This window comes from Paraburkholderia azotifigens, assembly GCF_007995085.1.
GTDB classification, from domain to species: Bacteria; Pseudomonadota; Gammaproteobacteria; order Burkholderiales; family Burkholderiaceae; genus Paraburkholderia; species Paraburkholderia azotifigens.
This window is the reverse complement of the sequence record NZ_VOQS01000001.1, coordinates 1,558,785-1,577,687: the sequence shown is the minus strand read 5'-3', so window position 1 is coordinate 1,577,687 and position 18,903 is coordinate 1,558,785. Positions and strand designations below refer to the sequence as shown.

Sequence of the window (18,903 nt, the reverse complement as noted above, 5' to 3'; positions counted from 1 at the left end):
AGTCGCGAAATCAGGCATAAGCGGGACGCGTCTGACCCGCCGTTTCGCCGAGATAGCGGTGCACCGACAGATCGCCCGACTGGATCGCGGGACGCTTGCCCGAAATCAGATCGGCGAGCAATTGACCCGAGCCGCACGACATCGTCCAGCCGAGCGTGCCGTGTCCCGTATTCAGGAACAGGTTCGACACAGGCGTGCGGCCGACGATCGGCGTGCCGTCCGGCGTCATCGGACGCAGACCCGTCCAGAACGTCGCCTTCGATGTATCGCCGCCGCCCGGGAACAGGTCGTTGACGCACATTTCGAGCGTTTCGCGGCGCGCCTGCTTCAGCTTCTTGTCGAAGCCGACGATCTCCGCCATCCCGCCGACGCGGATCCGGTCGTCGAAGCGCGTGATCGCGATCTTGTAGGTCTCGTCGAGCACCGTCGACACCGGCGCGGACTTCGCATCGACGATCGGCGCCGTGATCGAGTAACCCTTGAGCGGATACACGGGAATCTTGACGAGGCCTGACAGGAACTCCGTCGAGTACGAGCCGAGCGCGACGACGAAGCTGTCCGCGCGCACCAACTCACTGCCGCACTTCACGCCGGCGATGCGGTCGCGTTCCATCGCGAGTGCGTCGATCGGCGTGTTGTAGCGGAACTTGACGCCCAGATGTTCGGCGAGCGCGGCAAGGCGCGTCGTGAACAACTGGCAGTCGCCCGTTTCGTCGCCGGGCAGACGCAGGCCGCCCGTCAGTTTGTGCGACGTCGCGGCGAGCGCCGGTTCGGCGCGTGCGAGATCGGCGGGCATCAGCAGTTCATACGGCACGTTCGCTTCTTCGAGCACAGCGATGTCTTTCGCGGCGCCATCGAGTTGCTGCTGCGTGCGGAACAGTTGCAGCGTCCCGCCCGTGCGGCCTTCGTACTGGATGCCCGTTTCGGCGCGCAGCGCCTGCAGGCAATCGCGGCTGTATTCGGCGAGACGCACCATGCGGCCTTTGTTGACGGCATACCGCGCGGATGTGCAGTTCTGCAGCATCTGCCACATCCACTGAAGCTGGAATTGCGTGCCGTCGAGCCGGATGGCGAGCGGCGCGTGTTTCTGGAACATCCATTTGACGGCCTTCAGCGGCACGCCCGGCGCTGCCCACGGCGCGGCGTAGCCAGGCGAGATCTGGCCGGCGTTGGCGAAGCTGGTTTCGAGAGCAGGGCCGGCCTCGCGGTCGATCACCGTGACTTCGTGGCCCGCGCGCGCAAGATAATAGGCGCTCGTTACCCCAACGACGCCACTGCCCAGAACGACGACTCGCATAGCTGCTCCATAAAGGTCGAAGGGCTCGCGGCGTAGTGGAGAACCTCGCACTCGTGAATTTGTTCGATTGACGAGGTGATATGCCGGATACCCAGTGTTAACCGCTATACTATTTGTGTCGCGATAGGTTTTGTTATCGTATTTTTTGGATTTTCAGTAAATACCATGCGTACACAACGTCATCCGGTGCGAGCGCTCGACAAGCTCGACCACAAGATCCTGAAAATCCTTCAGAACGACGGCCGGATCGCGATGAAGGAGCTTTCCGAACAGGTGGGTCTGTCGGTAACGCCGTGCATCGAGCGCGTCAAGCGCATGGAGCGCGACGGCGTGATCACCGGCTACCACGCGCGCGTCAATCCCACGGAGCTGGGCGCGGCGTTGCTGGTGTTCGTCGAGATCACGCTCGATCACAAGAGCGGCAACATGTTCGACCAGTTCCGGCGCGAAGTGCAGAAGATTCCCGAGGTGCTTGAATGCCATCTGGTGTCGGGCGACTTCGACTATCTGATCAAGGCGCGCATCGGCGAGATGGCGGACTATCGAAAGCTGCTCGGCGACATCCTGCTGCAACTGCCCGGCGCGGTGCAGTCGAAGAGCTATGTCGTGATGGAAGAAATCAAGGAAACGCTGACGATCGCCGTCGGCGAATGAAGGCGCTGCGCGCCATCCGCAGTCCCTGAACCGGCCCTCAAAGTCGCGCTCGACAAAAGTCGCAAACACTGTATATTTGTACAGTATTCAGCGTTGCTTCTGACGAGTGCCGTGACCGACTACGACCGAGACATTCCCGAGTATCCAGTCGCGCCGCCTGCTCCGCGCAAAGGGCGGGGCGCGGTGACGAATCTGCAGGGCCGCTACGAGGTAGATCAGCGTGAGGCGGTCGACGACGGCTGGATTGCGCCGTCGGAGGAGGAGAGCGGACGTCCCGCGCTGCGTACACAGGTCTTTGAGGAGCGTGCGAAGAGCATCCTCACGCACAACCAGTCGCCGGACATTCCGTTCAGTGTGTCGCTGAATCCTTATCGCGGCTGTGAACACGGCTGCATCTATTGCTTCGCGCGGCCCACGCACAGCTATCTCGGCTTGTCTCCGGGGCTCGATTTCGAGAGCCGGATCTACGCGAAGGTCAACGCGCCCGAGTTGCTCGCGCGCGAAATGGCGAAGAAGTCGTATGTGCCGGAGCCGATTGCACTCGGCGTCAACACGGATGCGTGGCAGCCTGCCGAACGCGGTTTGCAACTCACGCGGCGCGTGATCCAGGTGATGAGCGACCACAATCAGGCGTTCGCGGCGATCACAAAGAATTCGCTGATCGAGCGGGACATTGATCTGCTGGCGCCGATGGCGGAGAAAGGGCTGATGATGGCGGCGATCACCATCACGACGCTCGATGCCGACATCGCGCGCACGCTCGAGCCGCGCGCGGCGACGCCAGCGCGTCGGCTGCGGACGATCCGTGCGCTGAGCGAGGCGGGCATTCCCGTGGGCGTGAGCATCGCGCCCGTGATCCCGTTCGTCACGGAGCAGGACATGGAGCGCGTGCTCGAAGCCTGCGCGGAAGCGGGCGCAATCAGTGCGAGTTACATCGTGCTGAGGCTTCCCTGGGAGGTGGCGCCGCTCTTCAAGGGCTGGCTCGACGCGCATTTCCCCGATCGCGCCGAGCGCGTGATGAACCGTGTGCGCGATATGCGGGGCGGCAAGGACTATGACCCGTCGTTTTCGACGCGCATGAAAGGCGAAGGGTTGTGGGCCGATCTGCTCAAGCAGCGTTTTGCGAACGCGGTTCGGCGGCTTGGGTTGAATGCGCGCAATCACGGCATTCTCGACATGTCGCATTTCCGACGCGTGGAGCAGCCCAAGCCCGCGGCGCCGGAAATTTCGTTGCAGATGAATCTCTTCTGAATTTTGAGCCGGCGCTTATTGTGAGATCGCTTTTGCGGCTTCGACCTGAGATTCGAAGTAGGTCTGGAACGACAGCGCGAGCCCCGTCATCAACAGGAACGCGCCGATCAGCAGCGAAAAGATCACGACGAAGATGACAGTCCAGCCGGAGCGGCTCTGTTGCCCGGTGTTTGCGTTGAACTGCGCATCCCATTTTTCGTCGGGGCGAAGGCCGTAGACGATCGCCCCGAGGAATGCTGCCAGCATCGACACGGAGCCGGGAAGCGCGAGCACCCAGCCCATGATCGCGGTGCGCTCGGTGGCGGCGAGCAGCATGAAGCCCGGAATGCCGATGAGCGTGCCAACGAGATGCGCCCAGCCCCATACGTCGCGCGGGCCATATAGATAGAAGCGGTGTGCGCCGAGCGTGCCGAAGAAAAAGGCGAGGGCGGCGGTAAGGGTCTTCGAGCGGAAGCGCGAATTGTGCGTTGCGACGGTGGCCATGAACGTGAGCGACAGGATGACGGATGGCGTGCGATGGCTGCGCATCCCGCGCACAGCCGACGCGCATTCTACGCCGCTCACTCCACGAGCAGCACATGCAACCGGTTATGCCGGGTGCTGGAAATGCCTGATGAGCGTGCGGCTGGCGCCGCGATCGCCCGGCATGGAGTCAACGCAGCAAGCAATGCGTGGCGTCGGCGCGACGGTCCCGCAGGCTGCGGCGCGAAGCTTTATTGTGAGGCCCTTCACGGCTTCCCCGGAGGGGTTGTCCGGTCTGTTTCGGCGTCGGCTGGGCCGGATTCGCGCATCCGCCGCAGCCCATGGCTCAGTTTATCCCGCTAAGTGTTTGTTGTAGTTTTGGTTTCAGGATATAATCGCGTGTTTCAGTAGTTTCGAACCCCGGTTTTCAAGGATTCTAGTATGGTCATCATCCGCTTGGCTCGTGGCGGCTCGAAGAAGCGCCCTTTCTACAACATCGTCGCAACCGATTCGCGTAGCCGTCGTGACGGCCGCTTCATCGAGCGCGTTGGCTTCTACAACCCGGTCGCTACGAAGGGTGAGTCGCTGCGTATCGCTCAAGATCGCCTGACGTACTGGCAAGGCGTTGGCGCGCAACTGTCGCCGACCGTCCAGCGTCTGGTGAAGGAAGCGCAAAAGGCGCAACCGGCTGCTTAATTGCAGTTTTTACGGTGCATCGCCGGCTCGTGCAGCAGTGGTTCTGCGCGAGTCTGAGGTGCGCAGGTTTGACGTATGCAGGCTTGAGGTTCGCTGATGTCGGAGCGTGATTCGGGTAGTTCAGGTCGCGCGAAGGCGAAAACGCAGCCAGGCGCGAAAGCGTCATTTGGTGCGTTCGTCCGCAAGCCGGTCGAGAAGGTCGTGGCGAACGCCGCAGAGGCGCAGGAAGCTCGCGCTGAGTCGGCGGAAGGCTGGCCTGAAGACGCAGTGGAAGTCGGCGCAATCGTCGACGCATACGGTCTCAAAGGTTGGGTGAAGGTGGCCGCGCACGCGGACGCCGGTCAGGGCGGCGACGCCTTGCTCAGCGCGAAGCGCTGGTGGCTCGAAAAGGGCCGCGAGCGTAAGTCGGCGCCCCGCCTGCAGTCAAAGGTTCACGGCGACAGCATCGTTGCGCAACTGGGCGGCACTGCCGACCGCGATGCTGCGTTCGCGTTGCGCGGTCACCGCGTCTACGTGCGCCGCAGCGATTTTCCTGCGCTCGGAACCGACGAATATTACTGGGTTGACCTGCTGGGCCTCGATGTCATCAATGAGGCAGGCGTTGAACTCGGCAAAGTTGCAGATCTGATCGACAACGGTGCGCAGTCAGTGTTGCGCGTCGAGTATCCGGCCACTGGCAAAGACGGCAGGCCGGTCACCGGCGAGCGCCTGATTCCATTTGTCGGTGTCTATGTCAAAACGGTGGATCAGGCGACGAAGAAGATCATCGTCGACTGGGAAGCCGATTACTAAAACGTTCGCTTCACGGAGAGAGCGATGCAGTTCGATATCGTTACGCTCTTTCCTGAAATGTTTCGCGCGCTGACCGACTGGGGCATCACGAGCCGCGCGGCGAAGCAGGAGCGTTATGGTTTGCGTACGTGGAATCCGCGCGATTTCACGACCGACAACTACCGCACAATCGACGATCGCCCGTACGGCGGCGGCCCCGGCATGGTAATGCTGGCCAAACCGCTGGAAGATGCGATCAACGCCGCGAAAGCGGCGCAGGCGGAGCAGGGCATCGGTGGCGCGCGCGTCGTGATGATGTCGCCGCAAGGCGACACGCTCAATCACGACAAGGTTATGCGCTTTGCCGCTGAGCCCGGTCTGATTCTGTTGTGCGGCCGCTATGAGGCGATCGATCAGCGTCTGATCGATCGCGTCGTCGACGAAGAAGTCAGCCTTGGCGACTTCGTGCTGTCGGGCGGCGAGTTGCCGGCCATGGCGTTGATCGACGCCGTCGTGCGACATCTGCCGGGCGTGCTGAACGATGCACAATCGGCGGTGCAGGACAGCTTCGTCGATGGTTTGCTGGATTGTCCGCACTACACGCGTCCCGAGGAATACGACGGCGTGCGTGTGCCTGATGTGCTGCTCGGCGGCCATCATGCGGAAATCGAGCAATGGCGGCGGCGCGAGGCATTGCGCAACACGTTGCACAAGCGGCCTGATCTGATCGTTCAGGCCAGAAAGAACAAGTTGTTGAGCCGTGCCGACGAGGCGTGGCTCGCAAATCTCGCGAAGGACGCATCGAAGCCTTGAGCTTCGGGCTGTGACGCGGGATTCAGGCGGAACCGCCCATGCGTGGCCGGTTCCTGATGTGAACCCATCCTCTATCGGGGCCGTAGCCGGGCGCGAAGCGCGAGGCAGGTACGAACGCCGACAAGATGGCATTAGGAGTCAGTGATGAATCTGATTGCAAAACTCGAGCAGGAAGAAATCGAGCGCGCGCTCGCAGGCAAAACCATTCCCGAATTCGCTCCCGGCGATACGGTGATCGTGAGCGTTAACGTGGTTGAAGGTAACCGCAAGCGCGTTCAGGCCTACGAAGGCGTCGTGATCGCGAAGCGTAACCGTGGCCTCAACTCGTCGTTCATCGTCCGCAAGATTTCGTCGGGCGAAGGCGTTGAGCGTACGTTCCAGACGTATTCGCCGCTGCTGGCAAGCATCGTCGTGAAGCGTCGTGGCGATGTGCGTCGTGCAAAGCTGTACTACCTGCGCGAGCGTTCGGGCAAGTCGGCTCGAATCAAAGAGAAGCTGGTGTCGAAAGACCGCGCTGCTCAAGCGTAAATGCTGTAAGAAAAAGCACCCCTCGCGGGTGCTTTTTTGTTTGCCAGGTCAAAATAGCGTTATGTCCCACGAGCGCTCGTTTCGAGACTTCCATTGACCGCGCCTTCCCGTCCTTCCCGTCCCGTTTTTGACCCCGAGAGCTTGCCTGTCGAACCGGCAGACGTCGATCTGCCCGCCATCGCGCCCGATCGTCTGACACCCGAGCGCTTGCGCGCGCGCTTCGAACAAAATTTGCCCTGGGAGCAGGAATCGCGCGAAGTGCGCTGGCGCGAAACGGGCGATCCGCGGGTGGCAGCCGTGCTCGTACCGCTCGTCGTGCGTGAAGAAGAGCTTACTGTGCTGCTCACGCAACGCACCGCACATCTGAACGATCACGCAGGCCAGGTCAGTTTCCCCGGCGGACGACACGAACCGCACGACGCCACAACGACGGCAACGGCGTTACGCGAAGCACAGGAAGAAGTGGGACTGGAGCCGTCGCGAGTCGAGGTGCTCGGCTCATTGCCGGAATATCTGACGGGCACGGGGTTCCGCGTGACGCCTGTCGTCGGTCTCGTGCATCCGCCGTTTACGGTGCAGGCCGACACCTTCGAGGTCGCGGAAATCTTCGAAGTCCCGCTGCGCTTCCTGATGGATCCGAAGAACCACGAAGTGCGCGTGCTGACATGGGAAGGCGGCGATCGTCGTTTTTTTGCAATGCCCTATCCGCGCGGCACGCCAGGCGGAACAGGCGCCGATTACTTCATCTGGGGCGCAACGGCAGGCATGTTGCGCAATTTCTATCGCTTCCTCGCCGCTTGACGGATAGCAGCGCAACGAGCACACGGATCGGCTGTATTACGTTTGCATTGCAGGGACTCAGCCTCATCCGACCCTGTGCTATCGTAATGACCAATTCCGCTCATCGGACCAGATCGGCCGGCATACACTGCCCGGCAAGAACTCGAATAGCACGGCGTCTCGCATGACTTTTTTCTCCGTATTGTTGGCCCTCATCCTCGAACAGGTGCGCGCGCTGTCGCCGAACAACCCGGTGTCGGCGCTCCTTCAATACCATGCGGAGTCGACTGCGCACGGCTTCGATGCGGGCAAGGAAAAGCACGGCTTTCTCGCGTGGCTCGTGGTCGTGCTGCCGTGGACGCTCGTCACGGGCCTGATCTACTTCGTGCTGTACGAAATTCACTTTGTGCTCGCGTTCCTGTGGAACGTCGCGGTGCTGTACTTCACGCTCGGCTTCCGGCAGTTCAGCCACTATTTCACCGATATCCATCTGTCGCTGAACAACGATGACGTGCCGCGCGCGCGTGAAATCCTCAACGAATGGACGGGCCTCGACACCGTCGACATGCCCGTCAGCGAGATTGTGCGTCACACGCTGATCCACGCCGTCGTCGCGTCGCATCGGCATGTGTTCGGCGTATTCTTCTGGTTCCTGATTCCCGTCGGTCCCGCGGGCGCGGTGCTGTATCGCACGGCCGAGTATCTGGCGCGCACGTGGTCGAAGCCCACCGACGAACGGACCGTTGCGTTCTCCAACTTCGCGCAGCGCGCGTTCTTCGTGATCGACTGGATTCCGGCGCGTTTGACGTCGCTCGGTTTTGCGATCGTCGGCAATTTCGAGGACGCGATTTATGCATGGCGCAACCACGCGCGTCAGTGGCCCGATGCGAACGACGGCGTGCTGCTCGCCGCCGGCAGCGGTGCGCTGGGCGCGCGGCTGGCAGGTCCGCTCGCCGAAGTGTCGAGCCTCGATGCACTGGCGACGGGCGACGGCGGCCCGATGCCTGTCGGCGACGATTGCACGCCTCGCACGCTGCAATCGGCAGTGGGGCTGGTGTGGCGGGCCGTCATTCTGTGGATGATCCTGCTGCTGATGTTGACGATCGCCGTCTGGCTCGCCTGAAGGCGGTCTTATCTAACGCGGCGCTCAGCCACCCAGAGGATCGCGCGCCGTTCCGCAGTTCCAGCACACGGTGAACTGCGCTTCGAGCATTTCACCGCACTGCGCGCAGCGCCAGCGGGGTGCATCGGCTGCCGGTCCGCTGCGAGCCGCATCGATCAGCCTTCTTGCCAGCGCTTCGTCGCGGTCGTCGACGAGCCATAACTCCGGCGCGCACTGATCCGCCGGAATCTCACCGATCGCGCCGCTCAGATAGCGGTTATGCAGTTCGCACGCGATACCCGCTGCCGCCAGCACGTTGATCCAATGCTGCCCGATCACGACGTTGGGCGCGCGCATCAGCTTCATCATGATCTTGGTCAGCGGACGATCTGGCTCGCCTCGTGCACGAGCTGCGCATAGAGCGCGTGTCGCTCTTTTGCGATGCGGCCACCGGCGACCGCTTCGAGAATCGCGCAGCCGGGCTCGTGCAGATGATGGCAGTTGTAGAAGCGGCAATTCGGCAACAGCGGTCTGAACTCCGGAAACGCGCGTTCGAGTTTGCCTTCCGTCAGATGATGCAGGCCGAATTCCTGGAAGCCGGGTGAATCGATCAGCGCGCCTTCGACGCCCGGAAGCGGGTAGAGGCGTGTGAACGTGGTCGTATGACGGCCGCTGTTGAGCGCCGTCGAAATCTCGCGCGTCGCGACTTCGGCGTCGGGAATCAGCAGATTGACGAGCGTCGACTTGCCCATGCCCGATTGGCCGAGCAGCAGCGTCGAATGGCCGTGCAAGTGTTCTTCGAGCGTCGCGCGTGCGGCATCGGGCTGCCCCTTGATCGAGACTTCGAGCACCGTGTAGCCCAGCTCGCGATACAGCTCGAGCCGCTTGCGCGCGAGCGGCAGCGCAGCCTCGACGTCAATCTTGTTCAGCACGATCAGCGGTTTCAGCTCGTTCTCTTCAGCTGCGACGAGCGCGCGGCCGAGCAGGTCTTCGCTGAAGTGCGGCTCAGTGGCGAGCACGATCAGCAGTTGATCGAGGTTCGCCGCGAAGAGTTTCGACTTGTACTGATCCGAGCGATACAGCAAATTGCGCCGCTCGCCAATCTCGACGATCACGCCCTGGTCGGCGGACGTCGGCTCATACAGCACCTGATCGCCGACGGCGATCTCGCTGCGCTTGCCGCGCGGGAAGCATTGCAGGATCGGTCCGCCGTCTTCGGGCGCGACGATATAGTGGCGGCCATGCGCGGCGATCACGAGGCCGCGTACGCGGTCCTGCGCGCGGTCGCTGGCGGCGGCGCGCAATGCTTTCGGGGAACGGCCGCTCATGCGTGACGCAGCAGCCGGTCGATCCGCTGCGACGCGGGCGGGTGCGAGTAGTAGAACGCGGTATAAAGCGGGTCGGGCGTGAGCGTCGATGCGTTGTCTTCGTACAGCTTGACGAGCGCGTTGACGAGATCTTTCGCATCGGTCTGCGTCGCGGCGAAGGCGTCGGCTTCGAACTCGTGCTTGCGCGAACTCAGGCTGCCGAGCGGCGTCACGAAGAACAGGAACACGGGCACGGCGAGGAAGAACAGCACGAGGGCGAGGCCGTCGTTGCTGCCCGTCATCGACGGACGCACGCCGAGTCCTTCGAAGAACCACGTGCGCTGTGCGAGCCAGCCGAGCAGCGCGAGCATCGCGAGGCTGATCAGGAAGGTGACGATCATCCGCTTGATCACGTGGCGGCGCTTGAAGTGACCGAGTTCGTGTGCGAGTACCGCTTCGATCTCGCTGCCTGACAGGCGCGAGAGCAGCGTGTCGAAGAACACGATGCGTTTCGACGAGCCGAAGCCTGTGAAATAGGCGTTGCCGTGCGCGGAGCGGCGGCTGCCGTCCATCACGAACAGGCCTTTGGCCGCGAAGCCGCAACGCTTCATCAGCGCGTCGATGCGCTGCACGAGCGCCTCGTCCTTGAGCGGCTCGAACTTGTTGAACATCGGCGCGATGAAGGTGGGATACAGGATCAGCACGAGCATCTGGAACACGACCCAGACGACCCACGTCCACCACCACCAGTAGGTGCCCGCCTGGTTCATCAGCCACAGCACGACGAACAGCAGCGGCAGGCCGAACGCGGCGCCGAGCAGCACGCCCTTGATGCGGTCGGCGAAAAAGATGCGCTTCGTCATCCGGTTGAAGCCGAAGCGTTGTTCGACCACGAACTGGCGGTAATAGTCGAACGGCAGGTCGATCACGCTCGTGATCGCGATGACGGCCGCCACCAGCGCAATCTGGCCGATATAGCCGCGCCCGAGCCAGTCGCCGATTGCGAGATCGAGCGCCTGCACGCCGCCCAGCAGCGTGAGCGCAATCAGCACGGCCGCGCCGACGACGATCTCGGCCATCGTCAGCCGCGTGCGCTCGACGGTGTAATCGGCGGCGCGCTGGTGCGCCGTCAGGGCGATCGTGCCCGAGAACTGCTGCGGCACGCTGTCGCGATGCGCCGCCACGAAGCGGATCTGTCGCGACGCGAGCCAGAGCTTCGTGCCGACCATCGCCACCACGGCGATCACGAACAGAACGGTGAAGTACAGAGTAGGCATCCGGGGAATCCGTGGGTGGTTCTATGCGAGAATTATATGTTTGTTCCCGCCTGCGGGCGGGAACGCGCCATCCAAATCAGGGTTGCCTCAATGACTGACATTATCGAATCCGTCGACCAGCCGCTCGCGCGCACCGACATGAATCTCGTCTGGCTCGACATGGAAATGACGGGGCTCGATCCCGATAACGACCGCATCATCGAAATCGCCGTCGTCGTCACCAACTCGACGCTCGACAAAATGGTCGAAGGCCCTGTACTGGCGATCCATCAGAGCGACGAAACGCTCGGCAAGATGGACGACTGGAACAAGAACACGCACGGCCGTTCGGGGCTGATCGACCGTGTGCGCGCGTCGACGGTGACGGAAGCGGATGCGACCGCGCAGATCCGCGAATTCCTGGGCCAGTACGTGCCGCCTGGCAAGTCGCCGATGTGCGGCAACTCGATCTGCCAGGACCGCCGTTTCATGGCGCGCTGGATGCCCGAACTGGAAACGTTCTTCCATTACCGCAACCTCGACGTCAGCACGCTGAAGGAACTGTGCCGCCGCTGGCAGCCCGCCATCTACAAGGGCTTCCAGAAGCGCGCGATGCATACGGCGCTCGCTGACATCCACGAGTCCATCGACGAACTGCGCTACTACCGCGAGCATTTCCTGGTCCCGGCGGCGAACGCAGCCGACGCGCCTTCCGCGGACGCCAGCGCGAAGTAACGTTTCAGCCCTGGCGCGGAGCGCGCACGGCGCTCTTCGGCCGGAACGCCGCCACGACGGCGGCGTTCGTCTCGACGTACGGGCCGCCGATCAAATCGATGCAATACGGCACGGCGGCGAAAATGCCCGGCACCTTCACTTTCCCTTCCGCATCGCGCAGGCCTTCCAGCGTTTCCTTGATCGACTTCGGCTGCCCCGGCAGATTGATGATCAGCGCGGCGCGTTCCGCCGTCTCGCGGATCACCGCGACCTGACGCGACAGGATGGCCGTCGGCACGAAGTTCAGGCTGATCTGCCGCATCTGCTCGCCGAAACCGGGCATTTCCTTCGTACCGGCCGCCAGCGTCGCCTCGGGCGTCACGTCGCGGCGCGCGGGGCCCGTGCCGCCCGTGGTCAGCACCAGATCGCAACCGGCTTCGTCGACGAGTTCGATCAGCGTCTTCGTGATGGTCGGCGCGTCGTCCTGAATCAGCCGCGTTTCGGTGCGAAACGGCGAGGCCAGTGCGCCGCCGAGCCACTCCTGCAGCGACGGAATGCCCTTGTCCTCATAGACGCCCGTGCTTGCGCGATCGCTGATCGACACGAGGCCGACGATCAGTTCGTCGGGATGATTACGCGTGGGAATCGTCATCGTCGTCGTCCGGCTCGTCGGAATCGTGGATGTCGTCGTCACTGCCTGCACCGTCGGCGTTCTTGATCCACTGGAACAGCTCGCGGAAATAACGCGGCGCCTTGTCTTGCTGCGCTTCCTTGCGGGCATTGCGGATCAGCGTGCGGCCTTCCTGCGGGTCGGCGGCAGGGTGCTGGCGGATGAATTCCGTCAGTGCGGCGTCGTCGGCGAGCAGTTGTTCGCGCGTGCGCTCGATCCAGTGCAGGCGCGCCGTCTCCGCCTTGTTGACGCCCTTGTACTTGTCGAGCGCTTCGCGCAGCGCAGCCGTTTCGCCGTCCGTCAGGCCGCGCATCACCTTGCCGACATATTGCATCTGGCGGCGCTTGCCTTCGTGGTCGGTGATGCGGCGCGCTTCGCGCACGGCTTCGTCGAGCGATTCGGGCAGCGGCATGCGTTTGAGCGCGTCTTTCGGCAGCGCGACAATCTCTACGCCCAGCTCCTGCAGCGCGTGCATGTCGCGCTTCAGTTGCGATTTACTGGGACGGTCATACCCGTTGTCGTCGACGACGGCTGCGGGTTCCATGGGTTGAATGCGGGTTTTGCGTGTCATGCGCGATATTGTAGCTCGCCGGACCGCGGCGGCCGGACGAGATGCGGGCGGCCGGAAGGCATAGGCGCAAAGCACATGCGAATGCCAGGTACGTCAGCGTAGAGCTTGCTATGATCGCGGGATGCGTCGGCGCACAGGCCGGCTGGATACAGCGCTTGCAACGACGAACTCTCGCGGGCTTCGGCCCGGACGGCACCGCAACTCAGGACGGCAAACGACAATGGCAGCAGACACGGAAGCCCGGCAACGCTTTTTCCCCCATACGCAGGACGAACTGAAGGAAATCGCCTCCGACATTCTTCGTCACGCGAAGTCGCTCGGCGCAAGCGACGCGGCCACTGAAATCTCGGAAGGCGACGGCCTGTCCGTTTCCGTGCGGCGCGGCGAAGTCGAGACGATCGAGCACAACCGCGACAAGATGGTCGGCGTGACGGTCTTCATCGGCAACAAGCGGGGCAATGCGAGCACGTCCGACTTTTCGTCCGAGGCGCTGAAGGACACGGTGATGGCCGCGTACAACATCGCGCGCTTCACGGCGGAAGACGACTGCGCGGGCCTCGCGGAAGAAGAGCTGCTGGAAACCGAGCCGCGCGATCTCGACCTGTATCACCCGTGGAATCTGGACCCTGACGAAGCCGTCGAACTGGCTCGCCGCGCGGAAGACGCCGCGTTCGCAACGAACCCGATGATCAGGAATTCGGAAGGCGCGAGCGTATCGGCGCAGCATTCGCAGTTCGTGCTCGGCACGTCGCGTGGATTCCTGGCGGGCTATCCGTATTCGCGTCATTACATTGCGTGTGCGCCGATCGCGGGCAGCGGCCGCAACATGCAGCGCGATGACTGGTACACGAGCAAGCGCAGCGCGGGCGAGCTCGCAGATCCTGAAGCCGTCGGCCGCTATGCCGCGGAGCGCGCGCTTGCGCGCATGGGCGCGCGCGGTCTGGATACGCGCAAGGTGCCCGTGCTGTTCGAGGCGCCGCTCGCGGCGGGTTTGCTCGGCGCGTTCGTGCAGGCGACGAGTGGCGGCGCGCTGTATCGCAAGACGTCGTTTCTCGTCGACAGCCTGGGCAAGCCGGTGTTTGCGCCGCATGTGCAGGTGGTTGAAGATCCGCACGTGCCGCGCGCGATGGGCAGCGCACCGTTTGACGAAGAGGGCGTACGTACGAAGCAGCGTTCGGTAGTGAAGGACGGGGTCGTCGAGGGCTATTTTCTGTCGACGTACTCGGCGCGCAAGCTCGGCATGCCGACGACGGGTAACGCGGGCGGCTCGCATAACCTTTCGCTTCGCAGTTCGCTGACTCGAGACTCCGATGATTTCGAAGAGATGCTGCGGAAGCTGGGCACCGGGCTTTTGCTGACTGAGTTGATGGGCCAGGGCGTCAACTACGTAACGGGCGATTATTCGCGCGGTGCGTCAGGGTTCTGGGTCGAGAACGGCAAGATCCAGTATCCCGTCGAGGAGATTACCGTGGCGAGCACGTTGCAGGAGATGTTCCGGCATGTTGTCGCTATTGGCGCGGATACTATCGTCCGCGGGACCAAGCAGACTGGCTCTGTTTTGATCGAGCGGATGACCGTCGCTGGGCAGTGAGTTTTCCTGGTCTGCGACGTAGTCGCGATTCTGGTTTTTTTTGGTTTTGGGTTTTACTGGCATTCGCGGTTTGCCTGCGCGGGGCGAAGGGGTTGTTGCTGCGCTGGCATCCGCGATTTCGTATCGGTGCTGCTAGCGTTGCCCCTGTGCGGGGCGGCACCTACTTTTCTTTGCAGCGGCAAAGAAAAGTAGGCAAAAGAAAGCCGCTCACACCGCCAGTCCTTCTTCCTGCCTGCGGGCCCCCCACGGGTCCCGCACTCCACACGGCATCGTGCTATTTCATGCGCGTTGCCAGCGCTCCTGGATTCGCATCCCCCACTTCACACTCCCGCGTCACGGACTGCGTTAGCAGAAGTCCACGGCCGCCCAGGTGGCAAACAGTGTGTAGGCCATCGCGATGGAAGTGCACCACTCCGGACTGAAAAGCGGGATCGGTGTCGTAGAAGCGCCAACGTGTGCGGCGCGACAACCTACACACAGTTTGCCACCTGGGCGGCGCAGACGATTCGCTGCCGCGGGCTGCGCTGCGGGTGATTGAAGTGGGTGATGCGCCTGCAAATGGCGCTGGCAACATGCGTGGAAAAATGAGTTGCCGTGTGGAGTGCGGGACCCGTTGGGGCCCGCAGGCAACAACCAGAATTGGCGGTGTTAGCCCGCTTTCTTTGCTTACTTTCTTTGCGGCGGCAAAGAAAGTAAGTGCCGCCCCGCACAGGGGCAACGCATGCAGCACCGATACGAAATCGCGGATGCCAGCGGGATGCCAGCGCTAAAACCCAAAACCTCAAGCGGCAACGCGCCGATAAACCACGAAGGCGTATTGAAAGTCATTAGGCTCTTTAGCCTGATGCGTCTCACGAGAGACTTCAACCCAGTGCGCCGCATCAGGCGCAGGAAACCGGGCATCGCCATCGAAGTCGGCGTGAATCTCAGTCACGATCATCTTCTCAGCGCGCAGCAAACCTTCCTCATACAACTGCGCACCGCCGATCAAAAACGCCTCAGCGGCCCCGTCGCGCGCAGCGACCGCCAACGCATCGTCGAGATTCGTCACGGTATCGCAACCCTCGAACCGCCGCGCGGCATCCCGCGTCACGACGATATTGCGCCGTCCCGGCAGCACGCGGCCAATCGATTCATGCGTCTTGCGACCCATCACGATGGGCGCGCCCATCGTCGTGCGCTTGAAGAAAGCGAGGTCTTCGGGAAGCCGCCAGGGCAGCTGGTTGTCGCGGCCGATCACGCCATTGCGGGCGCGAGCGACGATCAGGGTGAGCGTCGTCATGCGAGTGAGAATCGGGTAAGAAACAAGGTAAGAAGCGAAGTAAAAGCAAACGCCGATTCTACCCGACAGCATGTCCTGTCCAGCCTGACATAAAGATCGCGCGGACGCGCAGGCAAAAAGCTATTCCCGCGCGTCGCCATCGCCGCGATACGCCGCGCCCTTGCCATCCCCCTTGTCGTCGCTCGACACATCCCGCAAGCCGTGCGCGCCCATCAGCCGGTACAGCGTCACGCGCGAAATCCCCAGATCGGCGGCCGCCTCGTTGAGCCGGTGCCGGTGCCGCAGCAGCGCGACTTCGATCGCGCGCTTTTCGGCCACTTCGCGCGCCTGCGCGAGACTCATCGTCTGCTGCTCGCTGAACTGCGCGAGGTCGAGATCCTCCGAAGAGATCAGCTTGTTCTCCGCCATCACGATCGCCCGCCGCACGCGGTTGATCAGCTCGCGCACGTTGCCCGGCCAGTGGTAGTTGTACATCGCCTCGATCGCCGACGGCGTGAAGCCGCGAATCTTGCGCGCGCTGTCCGTCTTGAACTTGCCGAGGATGTGATGCGCGAGCAGCTCGATGTCCTTGCCGCGCGCCCGCAGCGGCGGCTCGTCGACGCGCAGCACGCACAGCCGGTGAAACAGATCCTGGCGGAAACGTCCTTCGCTCATCGCGCCTTCCAGATCGACGTGAGTCGCCGAAATGATGCGCACGTCGACGGGAATCGATTCGTGCCCGCCAAGACGCTCGATCTTGCCTTCCTGCAGGAAGCGCAACAGACTCGCCTGGCTTTCGAGCGGCAGATCGCCGATTTCGTCGAGAAACAGCGTGCCGCCATTGGCCGCCTCGACACGCCCGATCTTGCGCTGGTTCGCGCCCGTGAACGCGCCGCGCTCGTAGCCGAACAGCTCTGACTGCAACAGATGATGCGGAATCGCGCCGCAGTTGATCGGGATGAACGGCGCCTTGCGGCGTGGCGAGCGCTCGTGGATCGCAAGCGCCGTCAGTTCCTTGCCCGTGCCCGATTCGCCCGAAATGAACACGCTCGCGTCGGTGTTCGCGACCTTGCGGATCGTGCGGAACAGCTGCTGCATCGCTTCGCAGGTGCCCACCATCTCGTCGTCGCTGACGGCCGTCGTGTCGGGCGGCAGATCGGCGTCGCCGAGATTGATCATGCCGTACGCGTGGCCGACCAGATAGTCGATCGTCGCGTTCGCCACGGGAATCTTCACGTAGTCGAAGCAGTAATGGCGAATCAGCCGCCGCACGGCGGGATCGGCAAGCCTTTCGGGATTCGCGAGCGCGATCCAGCCGACCTGCTGCTGGCGCAGGCTCGCCTCGAGCCCCTGCAGGTCGCGCGCCGCGAAGCTCGCCATGTCGACGATGCCCGCGCACATCGTCGAGGGCTTGATGAGCTTGCCGATCTCGTGCGCCGAGCGCGCCACGAGCACGCTCCAGCCACGGCTCGTCAGATGCCCGACGAGCGCGTCGTCGGGCGTGCGCGCGGCGTACAGCAGGATGCGCGCGCCCGCCTCAGGCGCGGCGCCGCGCGGCGTGTCGACAGCCTCGGGCCGTGCGGCGGACGTTTCCGACCCCCGCGACACAGCAAGACGCAGCCCGGATCCAGCGAGCGGCGTCACGGAACTCAGATGAGAAGATTCGCGCACGATCTGCCTCGTATCGGTGTCACGTCAAAAGGTATAGGGAAAGCGCATGCCGATCACGTAGTTCGGCGCGTCGGGCGTCATGCCGATCGATACCGAACCGTTGATCGTCAGATGCTTGTTCACCACATGATTCAGGCCAAAATTCATCACGGCCGCCGTCGTCTCGCTGCCCGGCACCTTCACGTAGTCGCCGCCGGGCGCCTTCGTCTTCGATGAGGGCTGCAGCGCCAGCGTGTACGAGATGCTCGCCGAGTCCTTGTCCGAGAACGCCAGCGCGACACCCGCGCCGAGCTGGAAGATGTCGCCGAGCTTGACGGTCGCGGGCTGCGTCTGTCCGGCGATCGACGAGATATCCGCGAACGAGCGCGCGATGTTGTACGTGTAGGAGAGGCTGCCGAACAGCACGACGGGGTCGTAGGTCTTCAGCACCGACAGGCCCGCCGTCACGTTCCAGAAACCGGTGCCCGTAGGCAGCTTCGACGGCGCGACGAGGTTGGTGTTGTCGGGTTCGAGCTGCACCACCTTGAGCCCGAACGGCGACGTGCCCGTGGGCGCCTTGACGCGCAGGCTGCCGACCACGTCGGGGATGTTGTTGGTCTCCTTCAGGATCTGGTAGTAGATCCCGAAGTTGACGTCGCCGATCGCGCTCGAATTCACCGACGCGTCGGACAGCGTGTTGGCCGCGCCGCCCGCGCCGCCGACGATGAACTGGCTATGCCGGTAGACATACGGCACGTCGACGTCGACGCTCACGCGGTCCGTGAGACCGTAGCGCGTGTCGAGGTCGGCCATGATCTGGTGCGACTTGGTCTGCCCCAGATTGATGTTGCCGAGAAAGATCGCGTCGAGCGCGAGGAAGCCAGACAACTGCAATTGTCGGCGGTCGTAGTAGGTATCGCTGATGCCCCAGTCCAGCGTCAGCTTGTGATCGAAGAGGGGCGCGTGCTCGCGCTGCACGACGGCTTCTTCGGCTTGCGTGCGTACCGGCTCGGCCGCTTTCTGCGTCTGCCCGACGGCGCCTTCCGGCATGCCCGGGCCGCTTGCCTGCGCGTTCGGATTGCTGGTGCCGGGCGAGCCCGCCGCCGTCGTGCCTTCCGGCGCGGGCGGATTGACGGGCACGCCCGTCGCCGTGCCCGTCGCGTTGCCCGGCGCGGGCGCGCCCGGCGTCACCTGCGCGAGCGGCGGCAGCGGCATCGGCAGGCCGTCGGCGCCCGGCTGCTCGGCGACGGCCTCGCTCCCCGCGGGCGCGCCATAGCCCGGCGCGCCACGGCCGCGCTGCGACATTTCCAGATGCGTCACCTGCCGTTCGAGCGATTGAATCTGCCGCTGCTGCTCATCGACGACGCGCATCAGCATGTTGAGCCGGTCCTCGAGCGACTGGTTGCCGATGGACTGTGCCGAAACCCCCTGCGAGAGCGCGAACAGCATCGCGGCAGCAGGTATAGCCGCGAGCCTCATGCGCGGCTTCCTGCCTGTTGTATCGGTCATCATTGTTCTTCCCCCGGTGA

At 63.3% G+C, this 18,903-nt stretch carries 20 protein-coding genes; 10 read left to right on the top strand and 10 right to left on the bottom strand.

What is annotated here, in order from left to right; translation table 11 throughout:
- Window positions 1-10: 10 nt before the first annotated feature.
- Complete coding sequence (locus tag FRZ40_RS06985; RefSeq protein WP_147233723.1) at window positions 11-1,297, bottom strand: D-amino acid dehydrogenase; 1,287 nt, start codon at window positions 1,295-1,297, stop codon at window positions 11-13.
- A 165-nt stretch (window positions 1,298-1,462) separates the two neighbouring features.
- Here FRZ40_RS06985 and FRZ40_RS06980 point away from each other — a divergent pair, with 165 nt between their 5' ends.
- A complete protein-coding gene (locus FRZ40_RS06980) occupies window positions 1,463-1,951 on the top strand; it encodes an Lrp/AsnC ligand binding domain-containing protein (RefSeq protein ID WP_028369802.1) in 489 nt (162 codons plus the stop codon).
- Window positions 1,952-2,062: 111 nt separating this feature from the next.
- On the top strand, window positions 2,063-3,202 hold the full coding sequence (locus FRZ40_RS06975) for a PA0069 family radical SAM protein (RefSeq protein ID WP_147233722.1): 1,140 nt from the start codon (window positions 2,063-2,065) through the stop codon (window positions 3,200-3,202).
- A gap of 15 nt (window positions 3,203-3,217) precedes the next feature.
- Here the strand turns inward: FRZ40_RS06975 and FRZ40_RS06970 are convergent, their stop codons facing one another.
- The gene (locus tag FRZ40_RS06970; RefSeq protein WP_147234782.1) at window positions 3,218-3,685 is read right to left on the bottom strand and encodes an NINE protein; all 468 of its coding nucleotides are present in this window, start codon (window positions 3,683-3,685) and stop codon (window positions 3,218-3,220) included.
- Between the two features lie 420 nt (window positions 3,686-4,105).
- Between FRZ40_RS06970 and rpsP the strand changes: the two genes are divergently transcribed.
- The 6 genes from rpsP (at window position 4,106) to FRZ40_RS06940 (ending at window position 8,375) form a co-directional block, all read left to right on the top strand.
- Entirely contained in the window at window positions 4,106-4,360 is a 255-nt protein-coding gene (gene rpsP, locus FRZ40_RS06965; protein WP_012400178.1) for a 30S ribosomal protein S16, read from the top strand.
- A gap of 96 nt (window positions 4,361-4,456) precedes the next feature.
- Window positions 4,457-5,152 carry a ribosome maturation factor RimM gene (gene rimM / locus FRZ40_RS06960; RefSeq protein WP_147233721.1) on the top strand — a complete coding sequence of 232 codons (696 nt, stop codon included), beginning with the start codon at window positions 4,457-4,459 and terminating at the stop codon, window positions 5,150-5,152.
- 24 nt (window positions 5,153-5,176) lie between these two features.
- Window positions 5,177-5,944 carry a tRNA (guanosine(37)-N1)-methyltransferase TrmD gene (gene trmD / locus FRZ40_RS06955; protein WP_147233720.1) on the top strand — a complete coding sequence of 256 codons (768 nt, stop codon included), beginning with the start codon at window positions 5,177-5,179 and terminating at the stop codon, window positions 5,942-5,944.
- 144 nt (window positions 5,945-6,088) lie between these two features.
- Window positions 6,089-6,472, top strand: coding sequence for a 50S ribosomal protein L19 (rplS, locus tag FRZ40_RS06950; RefSeq protein WP_012400181.1), 384 nt, complete (start codon window positions 6,089-6,091; stop codon window positions 6,470-6,472).
- A 93-nt stretch (window positions 6,473-6,565) separates the two neighbouring features.
- The gene (locus FRZ40_RS06945; RefSeq protein ID WP_028369797.1) at window positions 6,566-7,273 is read left to right on the top strand and encodes a CoA pyrophosphatase; all 708 of its coding nucleotides are present in this window, start codon (window positions 6,566-6,568) and stop codon (window positions 7,271-7,273) included.
- Window positions 7,274-7,436: 163 nt separating this feature from the next.
- Window positions 7,437-8,375 carry a CobD/CbiB family protein gene (locus tag FRZ40_RS06940; RefSeq protein WP_028369796.1) on the top strand — a complete coding sequence of 313 codons (939 nt, stop codon included), beginning with the start codon at window positions 7,437-7,439 and terminating at the stop codon, window positions 8,373-8,375.
- Between the two features lie 24 nt (window positions 8,376-8,399).
- Here the strand turns inward: FRZ40_RS06940 and FRZ40_RS06935 are convergent, their stop codons facing one another.
- From FRZ40_RS06935 to FRZ40_RS06925, 3 genes are read right to left on the bottom strand one after another with little or no spacing between them, the layout of a single operon-like run.
- On the bottom strand, window positions 8,400-8,720 hold the full coding sequence (locus FRZ40_RS06935; protein WP_147234781.1) for a putative signal transducing protein: 321 nt from the start codon (window positions 8,718-8,720) through the stop codon (window positions 8,400-8,402).
- Between the two features lie 11 nt (window positions 8,721-8,731).
- Window positions 8,732-9,682: a ribosome small subunit-dependent GTPase A gene (rsgA, locus tag FRZ40_RS06930; protein WP_147233719.1), complete on the bottom strand. Its 951-nt coding sequence runs from the start codon at window positions 9,680-9,682 to the stop codon at window positions 8,732-8,734.
- On the bottom strand, window positions 9,679-10,938 hold the full coding sequence (locus tag FRZ40_RS06925) for a M48 family metallopeptidase (RefSeq protein WP_028369793.1): 1,260 nt from the start codon (window positions 10,936-10,938) through the stop codon (window positions 9,679-9,681). Before FRZ40_RS06925 ends, rsgA begins: the two co-directional genes overlap by 4 nt.
- A 90-nt stretch (window positions 10,939-11,028) precedes the next feature.
- Here FRZ40_RS06925 and orn point away from each other — a divergent pair, with 90 nt between their 5' ends.
- On the top strand, window positions 11,029-11,652 hold the full coding sequence (gene orn, locus FRZ40_RS06920) for an oligoribonuclease (RefSeq protein WP_028369792.1): 624 nt from the start codon (window positions 11,029-11,031) through the stop codon (window positions 11,650-11,652).
- Window positions 11,653-11,656: 4 nt separating this feature from the next.
- On the opposite strand, the gene mog is transcribed toward orn, so the two are convergent.
- On the bottom strand, window positions 11,657-12,283 hold the full coding sequence (gene mog / locus FRZ40_RS06915) for a molybdopterin adenylyltransferase (RefSeq protein ID WP_051446570.1): 627 nt from the start codon (window positions 12,281-12,283) through the stop codon (window positions 11,657-11,659).
- Window positions 12,264-12,872, bottom strand: coding sequence for a ribosome biogenesis factor YjgA (gene yjgA, locus FRZ40_RS06910; RefSeq protein ID WP_147233718.1), 609 nt, complete (start codon window positions 12,870-12,872; stop codon window positions 12,264-12,266). Before yjgA ends, mog begins: the two co-directional genes overlap by 20 nt.
- A 220-nt stretch (window positions 12,873-13,092) precedes the next feature.
- On the opposite strand from yjgA, the gene pmbA reads away from it, so the two are divergent.
- Window positions 13,093-14,463 carry a metalloprotease PmbA gene (pmbA, locus tag FRZ40_RS06905; RefSeq protein ID WP_147233717.1) on the top strand — a complete coding sequence of 457 codons (1,371 nt, stop codon included), beginning with the start codon at window positions 13,093-13,095 and terminating at the stop codon, window positions 14,461-14,463.
- A gap of 781 nt (window positions 14,464-15,244) precedes the next feature.
- On the opposite strand, the gene FRZ40_RS06895 is transcribed toward pmbA, so the two are convergent.
- The 3 genes from FRZ40_RS06895 to FRZ40_RS06885 all read right to left on the bottom strand — a co-directional run bounded on the left by FRZ40_RS06895 (window position 15,245) and on the right by FRZ40_RS06885 (window position 18,886).
- The gene (locus FRZ40_RS06895; RefSeq protein WP_147233715.1) at window positions 15,245-15,745 is read right to left on the bottom strand and encodes a dihydrofolate reductase; all 501 of its coding nucleotides are present in this window, start codon (window positions 15,743-15,745) and stop codon (window positions 15,245-15,247) included.
- Window positions 15,746-15,865: 120 nt separating this feature from the next.
- Window positions 15,866-17,395: a sigma-54 dependent transcriptional regulator gene (locus tag FRZ40_RS06890; protein ID WP_147233714.1), complete on the bottom strand. Its 1,530-nt coding sequence runs from the start codon at window positions 17,393-17,395 to the stop codon at window positions 15,866-15,868.
- A 24-nt stretch (window positions 17,396-17,419) separates the two neighbouring features.
- A complete protein-coding gene (locus FRZ40_RS06885) occupies window positions 17,420-18,886 on the bottom strand; it encodes a hypothetical protein (RefSeq protein ID WP_205019766.1) in 1,467 nt (488 codons plus the stop codon).
- Window positions 18,887-18,903 lie beyond the last annotated feature (17 nt).

What these genes read in the sequence shown, in the direction of transcription:
- FRZ40_RS06895 (WP_147233715.1), bottom strand. Translation starts at nt 15,745, where the DNA reads ATGACGACGCTCACCCTGATCGTCGCTCGCGCCCGCAATGGCGTGATC.
- rsgA (WP_147233719.1), bottom strand. Translation starts at nt 9,682, where the DNA reads ATGAGCGGCCGTTCCCCGAAAGCATTGCGCGCCGCCGCCAGCGACCGC.
- trmD (WP_147233720.1), top strand. Translation starts at nt 5,177, where the DNA reads ATGCAGTTCGATATCGTTACGCTCTTTCCTGAAATGTTTCGCGCGCTG.
- rplS (WP_012400181.1), top strand. Translation starts at nt 6,089, where the DNA reads ATGAATCTGATTGCAAAACTCGAGCAGGAAGAAATCGAGCGCGCGCTC.
- FRZ40_RS06980 (WP_028369802.1), top strand. Translation starts at nt 1,463, where the DNA reads ATGCGTACACAACGTCATCCGGTGCGAGCGCTCGACAAGCTCGACCAC.
- mog (WP_051446570.1), bottom strand. Translation starts at nt 12,283, where the DNA reads ATGACGATTCCCACGCGTAATCATCCCGACGAACTGATCGTCGGCCTC.
- rpsP (WP_012400178.1), top strand. Translation starts at nt 4,106, where the DNA reads ATGGTCATCATCCGCTTGGCTCGTGGCGGCTCGAAGAAGCGCCCTTTC.
- FRZ40_RS06985 (WP_147233723.1), bottom strand. Translation starts at nt 1,297, where the DNA reads ATGCGAGTCGTCGTTCTGGGCAGTGGCGTCGTTGGGGTAACGAGCGCC.
- orn (WP_028369792.1), top strand. Translation starts at nt 11,029, where the DNA reads ATGACTGACATTATCGAATCCGTCGACCAGCCGCTCGCGCGCACCGAC.
- rimM (WP_147233721.1), top strand. Translation starts at nt 4,457, where the DNA reads ATGTCGGAGCGTGATTCGGGTAGTTCAGGTCGCGCGAAGGCGAAAACG.
- FRZ40_RS06970 (WP_147234782.1), bottom strand. Translation starts at nt 3,685, where the DNA reads ATGGCCACCGTCGCAACGCACAATTCGCGCTTCCGCTCGAAGACCCTT.
- FRZ40_RS06940 (WP_028369796.1), top strand. Translation starts at nt 7,437, where the DNA reads ATGACTTTTTTCTCCGTATTGTTGGCCCTCATCCTCGAACAGGTGCGC.
- FRZ40_RS06885 (WP_205019766.1), bottom strand. Translation starts at nt 18,886, where the DNA reads ATGATGACCGATACAACAGGCAGGAAGCCGCGCATGAGGCTCGCGGCT.
- FRZ40_RS06935 (WP_147234781.1), bottom strand. Translation starts at nt 8,720, where the DNA reads ATGAAGCTGATGCGCGCGCCCAACGTCGTGATCGGGCAGCATTGGATC.
- FRZ40_RS06925 (WP_028369793.1), bottom strand. Translation starts at nt 10,938, where the DNA reads ATGCCTACTCTGTACTTCACCGTTCTGTTCGTGATCGCCGTGGTGGCG.
- yjgA (WP_147233718.1), bottom strand. Translation starts at nt 12,872, where the DNA reads ATGACACGCAAAACCCGCATTCAACCCATGGAACCCGCAGCCGTCGTC.
- pmbA (WP_147233717.1), top strand. Translation starts at nt 13,093, where the DNA reads ATGGCAGCAGACACGGAAGCCCGGCAACGCTTTTTCCCCCATACGCAG.